Source organism: Bradyrhizobium sp. 18BD (assembly GCF_054185225.1).
Genome location: NZ_JAVAYL010000011.1, coordinates 45,585 through 64,736 on the forward strand (window position 1 = coordinate 45,585; position 19,152 = coordinate 64,736).

The 19,152-nt window shown below is 64.3% G+C and carries 23 protein-coding genes; 9 read left to right on the forward strand and 14 right to left on the reverse strand.

The window, feature by feature from the left end:
• Positions 1-155 precede the first annotated feature (155 nt).
• Both cysE and RAD16_RS20465 read left to right on the forward strand, forming a co-directional pair.
• A complete protein-coding gene (gene cysE / locus RAD16_RS20460) occupies positions 156-980 on the forward strand; it encodes a serine O-acetyltransferase (RefSeq protein ID WP_018647046.1) in 825 nt (274 codons plus the stop codon).
• 122 nt (positions 981-1,102) lie between these two features.
• A complete protein-coding gene (locus tag RAD16_RS20465; RefSeq protein ID WP_007602550.1) occupies positions 1,103-1,321 on the forward strand; it encodes a DUF3126 family protein in 219 nt (72 codons plus the stop codon).
• Between the two features lie 126 nt (positions 1,322-1,447).
• On the opposite strand, the gene RAD16_RS20470 is transcribed toward RAD16_RS20465, so the two are convergent.
• Positions 1,448-1,807: a PaaI family thioesterase gene (locus RAD16_RS20470; RefSeq protein ID WP_458159885.1), complete on the reverse strand. Its 360-nt coding sequence runs from the start codon at positions 1,805-1,807 to the stop codon at positions 1,448-1,450.
• A gap of 196 nt (positions 1,808-2,003) precedes the next feature.
• Entirely contained in the window at positions 2,004-2,708 is a 705-nt protein-coding gene (locus tag RAD16_RS20475) for a hypothetical protein (RefSeq protein ID WP_458159704.1), read from the reverse strand.
• 230 nt (positions 2,709-2,938) lie between these two features.
• Here RAD16_RS20475 and RAD16_RS20480 point away from each other — a divergent pair, with 230 nt between their 5' ends.
• Together RAD16_RS20480 and RAD16_RS20485 are read left to right on the forward strand one after the other, a co-directional pair.
• The gene (locus RAD16_RS20480; protein ID WP_458159705.1) at positions 2,939-3,268 is read left to right on the forward strand and encodes a DUF6949 family protein; all 330 of its coding nucleotides are present in this window, start codon (positions 2,939-2,941) and stop codon (positions 3,266-3,268) included.
• Positions 3,269-3,355: 87 nt separating this feature from the next.
• Entirely contained in the window at positions 3,356-3,886 is a 531-nt protein-coding gene (locus RAD16_RS20485; protein WP_458159706.1) for a gamma carbonic anhydrase family protein, read from the forward strand.
• Here the strand turns inward: RAD16_RS20485 and RAD16_RS20490 are convergent.
• Positions 3,883-4,047 (reverse strand): hypothetical protein, encoded by a 165-nt coding sequence (locus RAD16_RS20490; RefSeq protein ID WP_458159707.1) that lies wholly within the window; start codon positions 4,045-4,047, stop codon positions 3,883-3,885. The genes RAD16_RS20485 and RAD16_RS20490 overlap by 4 nt on opposite strands.
• Positions 4,044-4,274 carry a hypothetical protein gene (locus RAD16_RS20495; protein WP_458159708.1) on the reverse strand — a complete coding sequence of 77 codons (231 nt, stop codon included), beginning with the start codon at positions 4,272-4,274 and terminating at the stop codon, positions 4,044-4,046. The genes RAD16_RS20490 and RAD16_RS20495 overlap by 4 nt, the downstream gene beginning before the upstream one ends.
• A gap of 96 nt (positions 4,275-4,370) precedes the next feature.
• On the opposite strand from RAD16_RS20495, the gene RAD16_RS20500 reads away from it, so the two are divergent.
• Together RAD16_RS20500 and RAD16_RS20505 are read left to right on the forward strand one after the other, a co-directional pair.
• Positions 4,371-4,682 (forward strand): hypothetical protein, encoded by a 312-nt coding sequence (locus RAD16_RS20500; protein WP_458159709.1) that lies wholly within the window; start codon positions 4,371-4,373, stop codon positions 4,680-4,682.
• Positions 4,683-4,785: 103 nt separating this feature from the next.
• Positions 4,786-5,181: a hypothetical protein gene (locus tag RAD16_RS20505; RefSeq protein WP_458159710.1), complete on the forward strand. Its 396-nt coding sequence runs from the start codon at positions 4,786-4,788 to the stop codon at positions 5,179-5,181.
• Between the two features lie 184 nt (positions 5,182-5,365).
• Here RAD16_RS20505 and RAD16_RS20510 read toward each other — a convergent pair whose 3' ends face one another.
• The 6 genes from RAD16_RS20510 to RAD16_RS20535 form a co-directional block, all read right to left on the reverse strand.
• Positions 5,366-5,860 (reverse strand): hypothetical protein, encoded by a 495-nt coding sequence (locus RAD16_RS20510; protein WP_458159711.1) that lies wholly within the window; start codon positions 5,858-5,860, stop codon positions 5,366-5,368.
• A 169-nt stretch (positions 5,861-6,029) separates the two neighbouring features.
• A complete protein-coding gene (locus RAD16_RS20515) occupies positions 6,030-6,761 on the reverse strand; it encodes an aspartate/glutamate racemase family protein (protein WP_458159712.1) in 732 nt (243 codons plus the stop codon).
• Positions 6,762-6,766: 5 nt separating this feature from the next.
• The gene (locus RAD16_RS20520; protein WP_458159713.1) at positions 6,767-7,645 is read right to left on the reverse strand and encodes an ABC transporter permease; all 879 of its coding nucleotides are present in this window, start codon (positions 7,643-7,645) and stop codon (positions 6,767-6,769) included.
• Positions 7,646-7,648: 3 nt separating this feature from the next.
• Positions 7,649-8,608, reverse strand: a complete 960-nt coding sequence (locus RAD16_RS20525; protein WP_458159886.1) for an ABC transporter permease — start codon at positions 8,606-8,608, stop codon at positions 7,649-7,651.
• 4 nt (positions 8,609-8,612) lie between these two features.
• Positions 8,613-9,902: an ABC transporter substrate-binding protein gene (locus RAD16_RS20530; protein ID WP_326899109.1), complete on the reverse strand. Its 1,290-nt coding sequence runs from the start codon at positions 9,900-9,902 to the stop codon at positions 8,613-8,615.
• A 42-nt stretch (positions 9,903-9,944) separates the two neighbouring features.
• On the reverse strand, positions 9,945-10,931 hold the full coding sequence (locus RAD16_RS20535) for an ABC transporter ATP-binding protein (RefSeq protein WP_458159714.1): 987 nt from the start codon (positions 10,929-10,931) through the stop codon (positions 9,945-9,947).
• A gap of 267 nt (positions 10,932-11,198) precedes the next feature.
• On the opposite strand from RAD16_RS20535, the gene RAD16_RS20540 reads away from it, so the two are divergent.
• Positions 11,199-11,906 carry a GntR family transcriptional regulator gene (locus RAD16_RS20540; protein ID WP_458159715.1) on the forward strand — a complete coding sequence of 236 codons (708 nt, stop codon included), beginning with the start codon at positions 11,199-11,201 and terminating at the stop codon, positions 11,904-11,906.
• 18 nt (positions 11,907-11,924) lie between these two features.
• On the opposite strand, the gene RAD16_RS20545 is transcribed toward RAD16_RS20540, so the two are convergent.
• The gene (locus RAD16_RS20545; RefSeq protein WP_458159716.1) at positions 11,925-12,134 is read right to left on the reverse strand and encodes a hypothetical protein; all 210 of its coding nucleotides are present in this window, start codon (positions 12,132-12,134) and stop codon (positions 11,925-11,927) included.
• Positions 12,135-12,554: 420 nt separating this feature from the next.
• Here RAD16_RS20545 and RAD16_RS20550 point away from each other — a divergent pair, with 420 nt between their 5' ends.
• Together RAD16_RS20550 and RAD16_RS20555 are read left to right on the forward strand one after the other, a co-directional pair.
• Positions 12,555-13,931, forward strand: coding sequence for an amidohydrolase family protein (locus tag RAD16_RS20550; RefSeq protein ID WP_458159717.1), 1,377 nt, complete (start codon positions 12,555-12,557; stop codon positions 13,929-13,931).
• Between the two features lie 500 nt (positions 13,932-14,431).
• Entirely contained in the window at positions 14,432-16,192 is a 1,761-nt protein-coding gene (locus RAD16_RS20555) for a CYTH and CHAD domain-containing protein (protein WP_458159718.1), read from the forward strand.
• Between the two features lie 120 nt (positions 16,193-16,312).
• Here the strand turns inward: RAD16_RS20555 and RAD16_RS20560 are convergent, their stop codons facing one another.
• From RAD16_RS20560 to RAD16_RS20570, 3 genes are all read right to left on the reverse strand, one after another.
• On the reverse strand, positions 16,313-16,936 hold the full coding sequence (locus RAD16_RS20560; protein ID WP_458159719.1) for a transglutaminase-like cysteine peptidase: 624 nt from the start codon (positions 16,934-16,936) through the stop codon (positions 16,313-16,315).
• Positions 16,937-17,267: 331 nt separating this feature from the next.
• Entirely contained in the window at positions 17,268-17,879 is a 612-nt protein-coding gene (locus tag RAD16_RS20565; RefSeq protein WP_063682600.1) for a PilZ domain-containing protein, read from the reverse strand.
• 68 nt (positions 17,880-17,947) lie between these two features.
• Positions 17,948-19,114, reverse strand: a complete 1,167-nt coding sequence (locus RAD16_RS20570; protein ID WP_458159887.1) for an MFS transporter — start codon at positions 19,112-19,114, stop codon at positions 17,948-17,950.
• Positions 19,115-19,152: the final 38 nt, after the last annotated feature.

Consider the following 19,152-nt stretch of genomic DNA (forward strand, 5'->3'; position numbering starts at 1 on the left):
CTTGGGGGCGTCTGAAGAAATCGTTGTGTTTCAACGCGTTGGCATGCGTTCGCGGGGCAAGGTGCTGTTCACTCTCAGGCAAGCCCGTCAGGACTTTGTCGCCTAGACTGTGCTATAGAGCCCGCCAAACGAGCCAATTCGAAAGAGCAGATCCCATGGCAGTGCATCAGGTCAATCCGGGAGGAAAGCTCGCATCGCTCGATCCGATCTGGGACCGGATTCGCGGCGAAGCGGAGGACATCGTCCACCGCGAGCCCGAGCTTGCGACTTTCATCTATTCGACGGTGCTGCATCACAGCCGCCTCGAGGATTCGGTGATCCACCGTCTCGCCGACCGGCTCGATCACTCCGCCCTGTCGGGCGATCTGGTGCGCCAGACCTATGACGAGGCGCTGCGCGACGATCCCGATCTCGGCAACGCCTTCCGCGCCGATCTCGTCGCCGTCTACGACCGCGATCCCGCGACCTCGCGCTTCATCGATCCCTTGCTCTACTTCAAGGGCTTTCACGCGATCCAGACCCATCGCCTCGCGCACTGGCTCTGGCTGAAGGGCCGCAAGGACTTTGCGTATTACCTTCAGAGCCGCGCCTCCGCGGTGTTCCAGACCGACATCAATCCCGCCGCGCGCATCGGCCGCGGCATCTTCCTCGACCACGCCACCGGCTTCGTCTGCGGCGAGACCGCTGTCATCGAGGACGACGTCTCGATCCTGCACGGCGTCACGCTCGGCGGCACCGGCAAGGAGAACGAGGATCGTCATCCGAAGATTCGCCATGGTGTGCTGATCGGCGCCGGCGCAAAGATCCTCGGCAACATCGAGATCGGCCATTGCGCGCGCATCGCCGCGGGCTCGGTCGTGGTGAAGCCCGTGCCGCACAACGTCACGGTCGCCGGCGTGCCCGCCAAGATCGTCGGCGAAGCCGGCTGCGCCGAGCCGTCGCGCACCATGGATCAGATGATCAACGCGATGGGGCTTTGAGCTCGCGTGTAAGGGCCGGATTCTCCGGCCCTTTTCGTCCCCAAATTCTTTGGCAATTCATGCTGGCGGTTCGTCGCGTCTCGTCCTAAAACCCGCCGACCAATTTCGATCGGAGACTTGCCGTGGACGTCAAAGAAGTCAGAAAGCTCGACGCGTATTTGAAGCGCGTATTCGGCAATCCCAAGATCCGCGTCGTGCCGCGGCCGAAGAAGGATGATTCCGCCGAGGTCTATATCGGCGAGGAGTTCATCGGCGTGCTCTTCGTCGACGACGAGGACGATGATCGCTCGTTCCAGTTCCAGATGGCGATCCTCGAGGACGATCTCGTCGATCAGGAATAGTCTCTCTCCGTCATTGCGAGGAGCTCTTGCGACGAAGCAATCCAGGCTGTCTCCGCGAATGCGGTCTGGATGGCTCGCTTCGCTCGCAATGACGGATGCTTTTCCAGCGGTCCGCGCCGCGGTCTCCTAACTCTCCTTTCTTGCAAGAATGCGTAGCCGCGCCGTGGCATCGGCGACGATGATGCCCTCGGCATCGATGAGGTCGGCCTGCACGACCATGTCACGCTCGGTTTGCTCCATCACCCGCGCCCGCGCCGTGATGACTCCCACCGCCGCAGGTTTCAGGAAGCGCGTATCGAGGCTCTTCGTCACCGTCAGATCCGGCGAGAGCGCCGCCAGTGCGCAAATGCCGGTGGCAGAGTCCAGCATCGCCGCCAGAAATCCGCCCTGGATCGTCCCGTGCCTGTTGGTGAAGGCCTGCTGAGCCTGGAAGCGGATCAGCGCATGCCCGCTCTCGTCGAAGCCGAGCCATTCGCGTCCGAGCAGCTCGGCACCGGATGTGTTGCCCCATCATTCAAGCTGATCGTCCCATGATGTCATCATACCCCTGTTTTGCCCGACGGGTCAACTGGAGTTCGAAAAAACCGAAGATGCGACGGGCGCTTGGCTACTGTGCATGGGGTTGTTTTCGAACTTTTGCCGGGAGGCTCCACGTTCGTCCTCTGCAGGCCGGTCTCGCGGCTCAGCCCTTCGGCCCACGCAACTGCGCCGTCAGCCGCTCCATCGCCTCCGCCACGTCGCGCCATTGCGACAGCCAGCTGCGCGGAAAGCGGAAGGTGAGGTCGGCGCCGCCGACGCGACGCTCGGAGAGGCACATGCCGGGCGTCGACGCATCGCGGGTGCAGCGCGCGGTCAGCGCGGGGCTCGTCGCGGAATAGAAATCCTCGCTGCCGTAGGGCGTCTCGGCACGGAACATCCGCATCGTCAGCCCGTCCTCGGGCCTGGTCGCAGCCTGGTCGAGATAGCGCGGATAGATCGTGGCGGTTCGCTGCTCTGGCGCGAGCGCATCGTGATGGGCCGCGATCGACAGGAAGATGCGGTCGATCGGCTGCATCGTCGTCTCTACCGCATCGGCGGTGACGTGCTTCGGTGCGCCCGGCGGCTCCAGCGAGGGATAGAGGAAGTCGAGATCGATCCGCTCCTGCGGCCCGGAGTGCCGCTGGATCTTCATCCGGATCGCGGCCGCGGGCAGGTTGAACAGCGTGCCGCCGACGCTCACCGGCAGCTTGTCCGGAGCGCTCGCGCCGCCCGTTCCCCAGGTCGGCCACAAGAGATAGGCGACCAGCGCCACCGCGCCCACCGCCGCCGCGCCGCCGAGCACGATCGGCACGACGTGCGCCCAAGTGCGGCGGGGAGAGCGAGGGGAGGCTACCGAAAACACCGTCATGATGCGCGCATAAACCCAGGTCGGAGATCCAGCTCGGCCGATGGCCGACGAATCAGCGGCGAATATGCCATGCGGCGGCGAATTCGCGCAGCGTTCCCGGTGACCGGGAGCGGGGAGGGCCCTGCGCAGACCGGGCGACGGCGTTAACCTTCCCTTAAGGATAATGTAGCGTTAACCAGCACTATTTGTCACAGGAAGCCTCCGGCGTTGCGTAAGGGCGGACCGTTCCGATGACACCTGAGGCTTTCAATTCTCTCTTCTCGATTCTCATCGGTTTCGCGCTCGCGGGCGCGCTCGTGAGCGGATACCAGGCGGCCACGCAGCGGCCCGCCGGCTTCAGCCTGTTGCAGGACGGCGTGGCGCCGAAGACGTTTGCGGCGGTGCCGTTCCTGGTGTTCGCGGCGCCCTTCATCATCATGCGCAACACGCTGCGCGGCATGCGGCTGGAAAGCCGCCGCCTCGAATTCGTGATGATGGCGACCATCATCGCCGGCTTCTGGAGCATGATGAGCGGCACCTTCTTCCTGATGACGCTGCGCGCGACCGGCGTGCTGAGCTGACGCCTTGCAGGGCTGCGTGGCGCGGCGGCCCTTTGCCTCCGCGCCGCCGTTTCGCTATGCCTGAGGTCGATGTGACAGGAGACCTCCATGGCGATCTATGAGCTCGACGGGCAGGCGCCCGATCTTCCCTCGGACGGAAATTACTTCATCGCGGAGACCGCCACCGTGATCGGCCGCGTGCGGCTGAAGCCCGGCGCGAGCGTGTGGTTCGGTGCGGTGCTGCGCGGCGACAATGAGTGGATCGAGATCGGCGAGGGTGCCAACATTCAGGACGGCTCGACCTGCCACACCGACCTCGGCTTTCCCATGGTGATCGGCAAGAACTGCACCGTCGGTCACAACGTCATCCTGCACGGCTGCACCATCGAAGAAGGCGCGCTGATCGGCATGGGCTCGATCGTGATGAACGGCGCGAAGATCGGCCGCAACAGCATCGTCGGCGCCGGCTCGGTCATCACCGAGGGCAAGGAGTTTCCCGAGCGCTCGCTGATCATCGGCTCGCCCGCGCGCGTGATCCGCACGCTCGATGACGCCCAGGTGCAGAAGATGGGGAGCGCGGCGCGGTTCTATGTCGCCAACGGCCCGCGCTTCAAGAACGGCCTGAAGCGGATCGGCTAGCTACCTTCGGACTCGCGGGCTTCGACGGCGCCCGCGAACTTCTCGTGTCCCGCCGACCACAACGCATGCTCGTCGCTGCCGTCCGAGTAGGGATTGGCTTCCGCCGGGATGTTCTCGCGCGCGGCGCGTTCGCCTTCCGCAAAGGGATCGCGATCGGTCATCGTGACTTTGCCTTTCTTGATTTGGGACGCGCGGCTGGTTCGTCCGCTTCTCCGCCGAGCCTCGCGCTCTTGCGCAGCGCGTCCCTGAGATCGATGGGAATGCCGTGCTTCTTCAGGAGATCGGCAAAGGCTTCGTCCGCAAGCTCCTGAAACGTCGCCATCCTGTCGCGCCCCAATTGCTTCAGCTTGTCGAACGTGTCCTCGTCGAACGCGATCAGTTTGCGCATGATCGTGACTGCCTCCCTGTTTCAAGCTGATGTGACGGCATTTGTTCCGGAACGGCTCCTGGTCAGGATCGTTGACGGCCAAAGGGAGAATTTCCGATGGCTGCATCATCTGCAACCGCTTCGATGAAAACCTTGATCGTGATCTTCAGTCTCGCTGCGATGCCGGCCGTCGCGTTCGCGCAAGCGACCGGCGGTGCCGCGGGCACCAGTGGATCGACAGGCGGCGTTGCCAACTCACCGGCACCTCCGCCCGGCACCAACAGCCTCGGCACGGCGCAATCATCCGGCGTCAACGCGGCGCCTGGCGTCACCACCGGCACCGGCGCAGGCGCGTCGGCCGATGAAACCGTCAGCAACGAAAGCCGGATGCTCGACAAGAAGCTCAAAAGCATCTGCCGCGGCTGCTGATGCTCGCGCGGAAGTGAGGCAGGAAGGCTGTCAGGAATGCCTGTGTGACGTTAGCTTGGTTCCGCTTTGAAGCGTGGAGCGTGTCCACGCGGAGGATCGAGTAATGTTACGCAAGATGATGTTGACGGTGCTGGCCGTCGCGGCGGTCGGGCTGTCGGTGCCGCAGGCGGCACAGGCGGGTGGTCACGGCGGTTTCGGCCATGGTGGCGGCGGCTGGCATGGCGGTGGCGGTTGGCATGGTGGTGGTGGCTGGCACGGTGGCGGAGGCTGGCACGGTGGAGGCTGGCGTGGCCGCGGCTTCTGGCCGGGGCTCGCGATCGGGGCGGGTATCGCCGGCGCCGGCTACTACGGGTACGGCTATGGATACCCCTATTACGGCGATCCCTATTACTATGGTACCGGCTACGACGATGGTGGTTATGGCGGCTGCTACGTCGTGCGCAAGCGCGTGATGACGCCGTCGGGATGGCGATACCGTCGCGTCGACGTCTGCGAGTGAGGCGGGACGGGTAGATCAGCCGGACCCACTAAAAAACAAGGCCGTTGACGCAGTATACCGTCAACGACCTTGCCAGCCCCGGATATTGAAATCGGCTCACGCCATCCGGTACCGGCGAGCATGGCGCGGAATCATACGGGCGAATGTGATCCAGTTCACAAGTAGAAAAATTTAAAGGCGCAAGTTATCCGCGAGAGCGCTTGCGCGCGCTGGCATGAACGCGGTGCCGGGCCGGTTTCCCGCGGGTAACCGACGGCGTCTCGGCCTCGGTGGCCCGGGCGCTGGCGAAGGACTGGCGCAAATTGTCGATCGACTCGTTCAGGGTCGCCACCTGCTCCGACAGGCGCTTGGTATCGGCCTGTTGCGCCGTGATCAGCCGCTTCATGGTCTGGAGCTGGTCCTGCACGACCTGGAGCTGGTCGATCGATTCCTGCTGGGTCGCCTCCAACCCCTTGGTCTTCTCGACGAGCTGCTCGGAGGCCTGCGCGGTGCGGGCTTGGAGCTGTCGCGACGCCACCACCCGGTCGGCCTCCGGCGCGGTGCCCGTATAGGCGCGCCAGATCGCGATCGAGGCAACGCCGGCGATCAGCAGGAGAAGCGCGGCAGCGGTCAGCGCGATCGGCTGGCCTCCGAGACGAAACAGGGGGTTGGACGGTCTGTCCTCTGCGAGATCGATCATCGCTGACAAGGCCCAAATTGGAAACTTGGTGAGTGGCGAAGACCGGCAGCCTGGAAGCGGCAGCCGGGATGTCCCGAAAGTGTTACTGTTCGGCAACAATTGGGACCAAAAAGAGGCTGAAGCCCAAAAAAGCGGGCTCGGCCCCTTGCATTCCATCAAATGACACGATTTAGGGCTGAAACGACGAAAACGGCCCGGAATAGATCTTCGAACGCGGCGCCGCGTACGGCCCGAGCCGGGACGTCGTCAGCCCCAACCGCACCACTGATTCTGCCAGCGTCACCGCGGCGGCGACGCCGTCGACCACGGGCAGGCCGTGCGTGGCGGCGAGCTCAGTGGCGAGATCGGCCATGCCGGCGCAGCCGAGCACGATCGCTTCCGCGCGGTCGTCGCGGATCGCGGCCGTGATCTCCGCGGAGATCTTGCCGAAGGCATCGGCATTGCGCTCCTCGAGCGCGAGGACCGGGACCTCGGCGGCGCGGACGCGGGCGCAGCGCTCGGCGAGGCCGTATTTTCGTAAGTTATGCTCGATCGGCACGATGGAGACACCGAGCGTTGTCACCACAGCAAAGCGCGCCGCGACCAGGCTCGCCATGTGGAAGCCGGCCTCACCAATGCCGATCACCGGCGCCTTCGCAACGGCGCGCGCGGCATCGAGGCCGGTGTCGTCGAAGCAGGCGATGATGTGTGCATCGGCTCCGTCGCGGTCGGCCTCGCGGATGCAGCCGAGCATGCCGGGGACCGCGAAGGCCTCGTCGTAAAAGCCCTCGATCGAGACCGGGCCCATCGTCGGCTGGCGCGCGTCGATGACCGTGTCGGGGAGGGCGATCGCGCGCGCGGCGGCAGCGATCTTCGCCGTCATCGACGCCGTGGTGTTGGGATTGACGACGTGCAGTCGCATCGCGATCAGACAAGTCCTTTGCCGGCGTCCGAGCCCTTGGCCGCCTGCCGCTTGTTGAGCACGTGGATGGTGCCGAGCGCAAGCGTGATCACCGTGAACGAGACCGCGGAGATCACGGTGCCGAGCGCATAGATGTCGGGGTTCGTCACCGTGGTGGTGAGGCCCTGAAGATCGAGCGGCAACGTGTTCACCGCGCCGATCGCCTGGCTGGAGCGGGCAAGCTCGTCCCAGGACAGTGTGAAGCCGAACAGGCCGATACCGATTACGGAGGGCAGGATGATCGGCAGCACGACATGGCGGAATGTCTGCCACGGCGTCGCGCCGAGATCGCGCGCGGCCTCCTCGAGGCGCGGATCGAAGCGGTTGAAGATCGCGAACATGATGAGCAGGCCGAACGGCAGCGTCCAGGTGAGGTGTGCACCCAGGCCCGACGTGAGCAGGCCCATCGAGGTCTCGAAATTCTCGTTCCAATGCGCCTTGATCAGATCGTCGATGATGCGAAACTCAAGCGAGATACCGAGCGAGGTGATGATCGAGGGCACGATCAGGCTCGCGATCGCCGAATAGAACAGGATGCTCTGCGCTTTGAACTTGCGGCGGAACGCCATGCCGGCGGCAACCGACAGCACGACGGTGACGATCATCACGATGATGCCGAGCAGCAGCGAGCGGCGGAACGCCGCGCCGAGATCGACGATGCCGGTGCCCTGGAACAGCTTTGCGATCCAGAAGGTCGACACGCCGTTCATCGGGAAGGTGAGGCCGCCTTGCGGCCCCTGGAACGACAGCACGTAGATCGCGATCATCGGGCCGTACAGGAACAGCACATAGGCCGCGAAGAAGATCGCGAGCACGTAGAACGAGCGCGGGCGTCCTTCCTTCATGCTCTAGAGCTCCTTCTTGATGTCGACGATGCGCGACATCATGGTGATGATCAGGAAGGTGATCACGAGCAGGATCACGGCATTCGCCGCTGCCGCCGGGAATTGCAGCGCGTTGACCCGCGTCTCGATGATCTTGCCGGCGGCCGCGATCTGCTGGCCGCCCATCACGCCGATGGTGATGAAATCGCCCATCACGATGGTGATGACGAAGATCGACCCGATCACGATGCCGGGCTTTGACAAGGGAATGATGACGTTGACCAGCGTCTGGAAGCCGGTGGCGCCGGCATCATAGGCGGCCTCGATCAGCGATTTGTCGATGCGCACCATCGAATTGAAGATCGGTACCACCATGAAGAAGGTGAAGAGGTGCACCAGCGCCAGCACCACGGAGAATTCGGAGAACAGCAGCCATTCCACGGGATGGTTGATCAGCCCCGTCTTGATCATGCCGGAGTTCACGAGGCCGTTGCGGCCAAGCAGCGGGATCCAGGCGATCATGCGGATGACGTTGGAGGTCCAGAACGGGATCGTGCAGAGCAGCGACAGTCCCATCTGCCAGGTCTTGGACTTGACGTGGAAGGCGAGGAAGTAGGCCACCCAGAACCCGATGAAGAGGGTGAGCGCCCAGACCATGAAGCAGAGCTTGAGCGTCTTCAGATAGGTCTTGCCGATCGTGCAGAGATCGGGGAGCTGCGCGATACAGCCTTCGAACGTGTCGCTGTAGCCGCGGCCGGAGAAGGCCGGCAGCAACTGGTATTCGTTGTAGTCCCAGAAGGAGACGATGACGACGAAGACCAGCGGGATCAGGAAGAAGGCGAGAAACACCAGCATCATCGGCCCGGCCTGAAGCCAGGAGATGAAGGACGGCGACAGCCGCGCCGCCTTGGCGGCGCGCGCGGTGTCGGATCCCCGGACCATGTCCGGGGATGCCTGTTGCAGGATGTCGCCCGAAGTGTCCATCACATCAGGCCGCGATGAACTCGTTCCACTTGCGGACCATGTAGTCGTTCTCGTCCATCACCGCGTTCCAACACGCCACGCCGCCCATGCGCTCCTCATAGGAGCCGCCGTCGCGCACCGCACCGGCCTTCTCCAGCAGCGAGCCGTCGGGCGCCTTGATGTCCTTCTCGGCCGGCTTGCCTTCCATCCAGTACGCCCACTCGTAGGGCTCCATATGCGCCTTCGCGGTGGAGAGCACGGCGGAGTAGTAGCCCTGGCGGTTGAGATAGGCGCCGGCATAGCCGGACAGGAACCAGTTGACGAACTCATAGGCCCATTCGAGCTTCGGACCCGACACGCCCTTGGAGACGCAGAAGCCCGAGGCCCACGAGCGATAGCCTTCCTTCAACGGCTGGAAGGTGCAGGGGATGCCCATCGAGCGCACCTTCGTCACCGCCGGCGACCACATCGACTGGATCACGGTTTCGCCCGAGGCCATCAGGTTGACGCTCTCGTTGAAATCCTTCCAGAACGCACGGAACTGGCCGGCCTTCTTCGCTTCGGTCATCACCTTCATGGTGAGATCGATCTCTTCCTTGGTCATGTTGCCCTTGTCGGCATATTTGTACTTGCCGGTGGCTTCCACGACCATCGCGGCATCCATGATGCCGATCGAGGGGATGTTGAGGATCGAGGCCTTGCCCTTGAACTCGGGGTTGAGCAGCTCGGCCCAGGAGCTGATCGGGCGCTTGATGATGTCGGGGCGGATGCCGAGCGTGTCGGCGTTGTAGACGGTCGGGATCAGCGTGACGAACTCGGTCGCCGACGTCGCGAACTTCTTGGAGTCCTTGCCTTCGAGATAGAGCACCTTCCAGGGCGCGGTGCCCTGGTTGCCGATCTTCTTGCCGCCGGGCGTCTCGCCCTTGGTGAAGACGGGCGTGATGTTGTCGAATTCCTTGATCTTCTTGGCGTCGAGGGCAAGGATGTTGCCCGACGGCACCAGCTTCTTCAGCGAGAAATATTCGGTGTCCAGCACGTCGAAGGAGTTCGGCTGGGTCATCACGCGCTTGGTGACGTCGTCGGTGGTCGCGGTGATGTATTCGATCTTGATGCCGGTGTCCTTGAGGCACTGCTTGGAGATGTCGTCGCCCTCGTTCACGGCGGTGCCGAGATAGCGCAGCACCTTCGCGTCGGCCGATTTCACATAGGGAAAGCCGGTGATGGCGCCGGAGCCGGCGGCAAGGCCGGCGAGACCCGCGGTGCCCTTGAGCAGCGTGCGGCGGCTGACGCCCTTTGTCCTGGTGGTCTCGGTCATATCAGTCACTCCTCTGTTGCGCATTCCAGTGATCGATCGGCGCTATTGCAGGCGCTGCGCCTTGGCGGGATCCCAGGTGGCCAGCACGCGATCGCCCGGACGGAACGGGTGAACGTCGAAGGTGGCTTCCGGAACGTGGGAGAACAGGGCGGTGCCGTCGTCGAGCGTGAGCGAGACGGCGATGTAGGAGCCCTGGTACTCGGTCTGGGTCAGCAGCGCCGGCGCGCCGAACGCGCCGTCAGCGAACGGCACGATGCCGAGCTGATCGGCGCGCACGGCGATGAGTTTGCCGGCGTCGCTGAGGACGTTGTGGCCGCCGATGAAACGGGCCACGAATTCGGTGCGGGGATGGTGGAAGATGTCGCGGGCCGAGCCCTGCTGCTCGATCCTGCCGTGGTTCATCACCACGATGTGGTCGGCGAGCGCCATAGCTTCTTCCTGGCCATGGGTGACCTGAATGAAGCTGATGCCGAGCTCGCGCTGCAGCCGCTTGAGCTCGCCGCGCATCTTGACGCGGAGGAACGGGTCGAGCGCCGACAGAGGTTCGTCGAGCAGCAGGATCTGCGGCTCGGTGATCAGAGCGCGGGCGAGCGCGACACGCTGCTGCTGGCCGCCGGAAAGCTGCGCCGGCAGCCGCGCCGCATAGGGGCTCATCGCGACCAGCTCGAGTAATTCACCGGCGCGCTTGTGCCTGACGGCGCGGTCGACGCCGCGCATCTTCAGGGCAAAGGCGACATTGTCGAGCACGGTCAGATGCGGAAACAGGGCGTAGGACTGGAACATCATCGCCGTGCCGCGCTTGGCCGGCTCGAGGTCGGTGACGTTCTGCGCGCCCAGGACGATGTCGCCCTCGCTGACCGCCTCGTGGCCCGCGATCATGCGCAGCGTCGAGGTCTTGCCGCAGCCGGAGGGGCCGAGCAGGCAGCAATAGGTGCCGGCGGGGATCTTGAGGTTGACGTTGTCGACCGCCAGCGTGGTGTCGTAGCGCTTGGTGACGGCGACCAGTTCGAGAGCGGCAGGAGTGGCCATGGCGTGTCCGGGAAGGGCGGTGCTTCCCGCCTCTCTCCGCAAGGTCCGTGCCAATCGCGCTTGTGCTGCAGGTTTTCAAAACTGTGCAGCGGAGTCAGATCGTTAGATCGAATCCGGCCTATTCGGGCTGCCCGCCACCTGCGCAATCGCCTGCACACGAAATGGGCGTCGATTGTATAAAGTTTCGCCTGTGATTGGATACAACACGTCGACTAACATTCGGGGGCGATATTCGCGATCGAACCCTCAAACCCAGCCTTCGAACGAATGGCCGCCAAGACCCGCCAGAAAGCCGACGCGCCAGACGCGAGCGATCGCGTCAGCCGCATCCGGGAGGGCGTGACCGCGGCGATCCTTGAGCATCGCCTGCTGCCGGGCACCAAGCTCGGCGAGGACGAGATCGGCGACATCTACGGCGCGAGCCGCACGCTGGTCCGCACCGCGCTGCAGCAGCTCGCCCATGAGGGCATCGTCAACATCGAGAAGAACCGCGGCGCCTTCGTCGCGCGGCCGACGCCCGCCGACGCCCGCGAAGTGTTCGAGGCGCGTCGCCTGATCGAGCCGACCATCGTCGATCACGCCATCGACGCGGTGTCGCCGGCCTGGCTCGATCGCCTCCAGCAACATCTTGCCGAGGAGCACGAGGCGGAGCTGCGCGGCGACGCGCGCGCGTCGGTCCGTCTCTCCGGTGAATTTCACAAGCTTGTCGCCGAGATGAGCGGGCACAGCATCTATCTCGGGTTTCTCAAGGAGCTGATCGCGCGCTCCTCGCTCATCATCCTGCTCTACCGCCGTCATGACACGCCGGCCTGCGGCACCGATCACCACGCCGGCATCGCGAGCGCGATCCGCAAGCGCGACAAGCAGGCCGCGCGCGCGCAGATGCTGTCGCATCTGAACGAGATCGAGGCCGAGCTGTTCTTGAAGGATCCCGCCGCCGACGAGCTGCGACTCGCGGACGTGCTGGGCGCGTGAGTGAACCGCGGCGTCCGGTTATGGCAGCGACGATCCTTCGTTTCGCCTGATGATCTTCAGCACCAGCAAGACAGCGCCAAGCACCAGGAAGAGAACGCCGACGAAGGTCGTTCCACTTGATTCAAAGGTCACGCCGACCGCGGTCAGCAGGCATCCGATGATGATTGCGAAGAGTCCGCCGAGCTTCTTGACCAGCAGGACGTGTCCGTCACTCGTTTGTGCCACCATGTTGCGCCTCGTTGTTCAGATCTCGCCCCTCGCTTTCGAGCCGTTCTCCCGCCCATCCCCGCGGGATCAGGTTGCGATCGTACTCTTGCGCGGCGGGGTTGCAATCTTTCGTTGATCGCGTGGGCGCGCCAATACCTGTCATTTGAATAGTGTTCGACGCGAACGCGACAGCCGTGCTGACCTGTCAGGGAAAGTCGCCGGAGATGGCTGAAGTGCGGAATCGCCCTGCGGTTGCAAATTGACTGGATGCGGAATCTGCGCGCAAAATAGAATTATCGGTCCGTATCGAGCTCCAGAACGGAGCTGACGCTCTGGGTGCTGCGCGGCATCGGCCTGCTGTGGCACGGCATCGGTTGGCTGACTCTGGCGTGGCGGCCGCGGCGGCAACCGCGTCGTGGCGTAGCGTGGCGGAGATTGACCATGCCGGGATTGAACATGCGGGCCGGGCTCGCCGTCCTGTTGGCGGTGATCGCCTGCAGCGCGTTGCCTGCGACGGCCCAGAACAACCCACAGAATAACTCGCAAGACAATTCGCAGGACGGCTCGGCCGTCCTGTTCCGCAACGTCCGGATTTTTGACGGAAAGAACGCCGCCCTTTCAGTCGCGTCCAATGTCCTCGTCAGAGACGGAAAAATCGAGAAGATCACGACCACAGACGTCGCAGCCGCCAGCCAGGTGATTGACGGCGGCGGCCGTGTGCTGATGCCGGGGCTGATCGATGCGCATTGGCACGCGATGCTGGTGCGCCCGACGCCGATGGCCGCGCTCGCAGGCGATATCGGCTACAACAACCTGGTCGCCGCCAGCGAGGCGACGGCGACGCTGATGCGCGGCTTCACCACCATCCGCGACATGGGCGGGCCGATCTTCGGGCTGAAGCAGGCCATCGACGAGGACCTCGTTGCCGGGCCGCGGATCTATCCCTCAGGCGCCATCATCACAATCACCAGCGGTCATGGCGACTTCCGGCAGCTATCCGATCTGCCGCGCACCATCGGCGGCATGCTGAGCCGGATGGAGCGGATCGGCGGCAGCATGGTCGCCGACAGTCCCGACGAGGTCCGCGTGCGCGCGCGCGAGCAGCTCATGCAGGGTGCCTCGCAGGTCAAGCTCACCGCCGGCGGCGGCGTCGCGTCGCCCTTCAGTCCGCTCGATGTCTCCACCTTTACCGAGCCGGAGCTGCGTGCAGCGGTCGAAGCCGCCGAGAATTGGGGCACCTATGTCGCCACGCACGCCTATACGCCGGTCGCGATCCAGCGCTCGATCGCAGCCGGTGTGAAATGCATCGAGCACGGTCACCTCATGGATGAGGCGAGCGCAAAGCTAATCGCGGAGAAGGGGATCTGGCTCAGCACGCAGCCGTTTCTGGATCTTGCCGGTGCCGCGGCGCTCGGGCCTTCGGAGCAGGACAAGATGCGCCAGGTGGTGGCCGGCACCGACCGCGTCTACGCGCTGGCGAAAAAGTACAAGATCAAGACCGCGTTCGGCACCGACGTCCTGTTCTCGAAGGCATTGGCGGACAAGCAGGGCGCGATGGTGGCCGCGCTGACGCGCTGGTACACGCCGGCCGAAGCGCTGGCCATGGCGACGTCGACCAATGCGGAATTGCTGAACCTGTCAGGTTTGCGAAATCCCTACCCGGGCAAGCTCGGCGTGGTCGAGGAGGGCGCGCTCGCCGATCTCCTGCTGGTCGACGGCAATCCGCTCGACGACATCAAGCTCGTCGAAGATCCCGCAAAGAATTTCGTGGTGATCATGAAAGGCGGCAAGGTCTACAAGAACAGCCTTGCGCGTTGATGCCGCATCCTGCGCACATCTGATAGCGAAGCTGGAGGCCTTCTAAGCCCGTTCGTCCGCAACCGGCTTTTTGCGCCGCGAAGCAGACTCGGCCTCCGGAACCGCGAGACTTGTTGCATCAAGATCTGTTGCATCAAGACCTGTCATAATACGACTTGTCACAACAGGGCTTGTCACAATTTCGGGCCGGTCATCATCGGAGGCGTGGCTTCTAAGCGTCTCCAGAACCAGAAAGAATTTCTCGGCTAGCATGAGTCAAGCTCGCTGACGCGTTCATCTCGGTTTCAACCAACACGAGATTCGCTAGCAATTCGATCATTTGCTGGACGTCGCGGCAATTTAATTCGTCGCGCCAGGCGAATTATGACAGTCCTCGCCCATAGCGAGCGTGCAGAACGCGCATGTGGACCATGATGCGCCGCGACGTAACGTGGCTATTCCTCGCAGGCCTGACCGGCTATATGCTGGCGCTCTGTCATCGAACTGTCATGTCATCGGAAATGTTGAAATCAGACGCGACACCGGCTCGGAAAACCATGAGCGCGCCGGATGGGAATTCTGTCCCAAAGGACAGTAAGCGAACGCAAGTCATCGCTGGCTTCCTCAGGCAGCGTGACGCAGCCGGGCCCGGCGCGGAACCTGTGATCGTCGAGGGCGCTGTGATCGATCAGACGCCATCGCAAGACGCGACGCCCGCACCGCAGCCAACCCAGCCGGATGTTGCCGCGCGTTCCACCGGTGAGATCGAGCTCAAGCTTCTCGTCGATGCCGATCGCATAGCGGATTTCAACGCCGCGCCTGTCATCGCAGCCAATGCGCGCAACAAGGGATCGCGCAAGCATCTGAAGTCCGTCTACTACGACACGCCCGCGCGTTTGCTCCGCCGCAACGGATTGAGCCTGCGCGTGCGCCAGAGCGGCGCGCGTTTCGTGCAGACCGTAAAGACGGATGCCGGCGACGATCCGCTGCGCCGCGGCGAGTGGGAGGCGAGCGTGCCGTCTCTATCGCCGGACCTCGCTCTGGCGATGCCGTTCATTCCGGAGAAGCTTCGCGAGCATCTCCAAACGCATCCGCTCGAAGCGGTCTTCACCGCCGACATCCATCGCCACGCGCGGATGATCGATCTTCCGACCGGCACGGTCGAGATCGCGTTCGACCAGGGTGAGCTTGTGGCCGGCGAGCGTTCGCTGCCGGTGAGTGAGATCGAACTTGAACTGAAGAGCGGCAGCGCCAGCACGATCTACGAGGTCGCGCTGCGGCTTGCGGAGTACGGGGCGGCGAAGCCCTCGATCCGCAGCAAGTCGGCGCGGGGCTTTGATCTTGCCGCCGGCAAGCCGCCGTCGGCGCGACGCCCGCGGAAGCTGCACCTCGATCCGTCAGTGACGCTCGACGAGGCCTTCGCGACGATCCTGCGCTCCTGCTACCTGCATCTGTTGCAGTCGCTGCCGGCGGCTGAGGACGGCCGCAATCCGGAAGGCGTGCATCAGTTGCGCGTCTCGCTGCGCCGGCTTCGCTCCGCGCTCGATCTGATGCGATCGGTCGGCGCGCTCAGCAATCTCGACGCGCTGCGCTCGGAAGCCAAATGGCTGGCGCAGGACCTCTCCGCTGCGCGCGACTGGGACGTGTTCCAGCTCGATACGTTGCCGACGATCGCCAAGGCCTGTCCTTCGGTCGCCGGCTTTGACGCGCTGGGCAAGGCTGCGGCGAAGCGTCAGTCCGACGCGTACCGCAAGGCGCATCGCGCACTCGCCGATCGCCGCTGCGCCGCGTTCCTGATCGGCCTCGGTGGCTGGATCGAGACGCGCGGCTGGCGCAACGATGTTGCGGCCGAAGATCTCGGCCAGCTCGCCGAGCCCGCCGTCAATTTCGCGCAGCGAGTCCTCGCGGAGCAACATGCGAAGGTGCTCAAGCGCGGCCGCCGCTTCAAGTCGCTGTCCGCCGAGCAGGTGCACCGGGTGCGGCTCGCGACCAAGCGGCTGCGCTATCTCAGCGAGTTCCTGCTGCCGCTCTACGAGGATCGCAAATCCGCACGCCGCTTCTCGCGCCGGCTCGCCGGCTTGCAGGAAGAGCTCGGCGCGTTCAATGACATGGCGGTCACCGCATCGCTGCTCGACGGGCTCGGCACCGAACCCGACAGCGCCATCGCCGCTGCCGCCATCGCCGGCTGGCAGGCCCGCGCATCGCTCGGCGTGCAGCCGGCGTTGCAAAGCACCTGGCGCGATTTCGCCGCGGCGCGCGTGCCGTGGTCGTCGCAGGACTGATCATTGCCCCCAAAAAAGTTGCGGCCAGCCATTGGGGGATGGCTGGCCGCGCGCGAACCGGTCTGGGACGGGGAGGGGTGGGGATGTGACCGGGTCGCGTAACTCGTTGTCTCGTTCCTGCTAATCTCTCGCGCTAGCGGTGGAGACCGCCGGCTTGGTATCGCCGAGCGAGACCCAGACATTGGGATCAGCCTGCGACTGGCGCTTGACGAAGCGGTAGCCGGTCTCCGTCCAGGCCACGACGTTCTCGTTCTGGTTGTCGAGAACGAACTCGCCCTTGTCGGTCTTCACCGTCAGCACCGCGTGTCCTTCGCCCTTCTTGTCGCGCACGACGGTGATGAGCAGGGCCTCGCGGGGCCAGCCGGCATCCATCAGCATCTTGCGCTTCAACAGCACGTAGTCTTCACAGTCGCCGTAGCCGTCCGACGGCAGCGACCACTTCTCGATCACGCCCCAGTGCTCCTGGTCGGTCAAAGGCTTGATGGTCTCGTTGACCCAGCGATTGACCTTGATGAGGTCGCGCCACGCCGTCTGCGACATCACGATGTCGCGCGGCTGCGTCGGACCGCCCTGGCACTGAGCGGCATTGTCAGCACAAAACTCGACCCAGCCGATCGGCGCACGCGTGGTGTCGCCGAGGCTCGCGTAGAGCAGACGGCTTTCGCCGGCCTGCGCTGCCGCGCTGATCCCGAAGAGCATGGCGGCGATCGCCAGACCCTTCCCCTGTCCCCTGAAGTCAAACATTGCGGTCCCCGTTTCTTGTTGGGACCACATTTCGCATGGAGCTTTTGAGTTGCAGCTAAATCGACCAAGTCAAGTCGAGACGAATGCAAGTAAAACGCGCGGCGAATTCGATCTATACTTGAGGCTAATTCGACTAAAATTTGAGAATACTGCAATTGATTCAAATTTTATCGATTAACGCGGAAACGCAGGCGGAACCGTCGTTTTGTCGCGCAAACGCGCATCGCGTTAACCCGCGCGGCGGGCACCGCCACGCACGAAAAAGGCGGCGTCCGCATCGCGGAGGCCGCCTTTGAGGCCTAGAAAACAGGGGGTTTGGCGCGCTTTCGCTTTACCGCGCGGTAACGCTCTCTTCGAGAGTCTCGACGGGCTGCTCGTGCATGAACTCCAGCGCGAAGCCGTCTTCGAGGTTTCGGACCACGCGGCCCTGGACCCGGCCGAGCAGCACGATCGATTTCAGCGGCGGGCGGTTCTCGGCGGCGATGGCCGCACCCGACAGAGAGAGATCGATGATGCGGCAGGTCATCTTGGTGCCGTCCTCGAGCGTCAGCACCGCGATCGGGTTGCGCGGCACGATACGGTCGTGGCGGCGATCCTCCGGCAGATTGAGGATGTCGCGGTTGGCGAGCCAGGTGAGCTGGGCCGCGAGCTTGTCGCGCTTGCGGGGCGTCGCCCCGATCGTCATGGCAAAGCCATTGTCGATGATGCGGGTGATCTTGCCCTCGACGCGGCCGATATGGTCGAGATAGGCGACCACGCGGTCGCCGACATTGCCTATGCCGGGGGCGAGCAAAGCTAGGCCGCCCGGCGACATGTTGATCACCTGGCAGGGAAATTCACGGCGGTCCGGCAGCATGTAGCGGCCGAGCAGGTGAACCTTCACCCGCTGGAAACGCCGACGTTCCTCGGCGGCCGGAAGAAATTTTTTGTTCGCCAACGCCATTTTCACAACCCGACCCCCCGCCTGGCGGAGTCCGGGACGACCCTAAGGTGCATAGGGTTAATGCCGCGTTAGGATTGGACGCGTCGATTACGGACAGACACAATGCGCTCGAAAAGCCAGATCAGGGGCGGGCAGGCCAGCACCGTCAGCGCGCCGAGGTCGAGCGCGACCGCGGCGGTTCCGGCCGATTTGGCCAGCCGGCCCGCCACCGCCGGCCCCAGCATCATCGCAGCATAGAAGAGTGTGTAGAACACGCCCATTCCGATCGCCCGCGTCTCCGGGGCGAGCACCCGGGCGGCCAGGCTCATGATCGGGCCGGCCGGATGGCCGCCGATCAGGCCGATCAGGACGAGGATGGTGATCACGGCGTCCGACCGGGTCAGCCAGACCAGCAGGGCGGCGACCGTAATGCTGGCTGCGATCGCCAGCATAAAGGGTCGCTTGAAGCGATCGGCGAGATAGCCGCCCGCCGGCACCGAGATCACCGACAGCCACATCACGAGGCTGATCGCCGAGCCCGCCGCGGCAATGCTCCAGCCCCGCTCGACCAGCAGCGAGGGGCCGAACGAGAAGATCATGGCGAAGCCCACATTATAGAGGCCCCAGATCAGGCCCGCGACGATCACCGCCGACAGCGCGAGGGGATCGAGCCGGGCTGAGCCGGCCGGACCGGCCGCGGCGCCCGGCGGCGGCTGGTAGAAGGCGATCAGCACAATGCCGGTCGCGGTCAGCGCAGCCGCTGCGAGGAACACGCTGCCTGCACCATAGGCGGTGCCGAGCGCCGGCAGGACCAGCAGAGAGATGCCAAGGCCGGCCGGCCAGGAATTGACGAAGATCGCCATCGCGGTGGCGATCTCCTTACCCGCGAACCAGTCGGTGGCCATCTTGGTGAGCTGGACCGTGAGCAGCACGCCGCCAACGCCCGAGGCGAGCCGGCCCGCCATCTGCCAGCCCCAGACGTTGGTGGTGGCCATGACGAGGCTGCCCGCGGTCATCAGCAGCAAAGCTGCAATCGTGGTGGGCTTGTCGCCGAGTGCCCGGCCGATCGCGCCGCCCGGCAGCGCCAGCACCACGCCCGGGGTGAAATAGAGCCCGATCAGCAGGCCGATATCGGCGAGTCCGACGCCAAAAGTTGTCTCGAGCAGCGGCGCGACTGCGGCCACGGTCTGGAACTGGAATGCGATGGTGAGGCGAACGAAGAACAGGATCGCAAGAATGGCCCAGCGATTGCGCAATGCCTCATCCCCCATGCCCTCTCTCAAAGGTGCGGCGA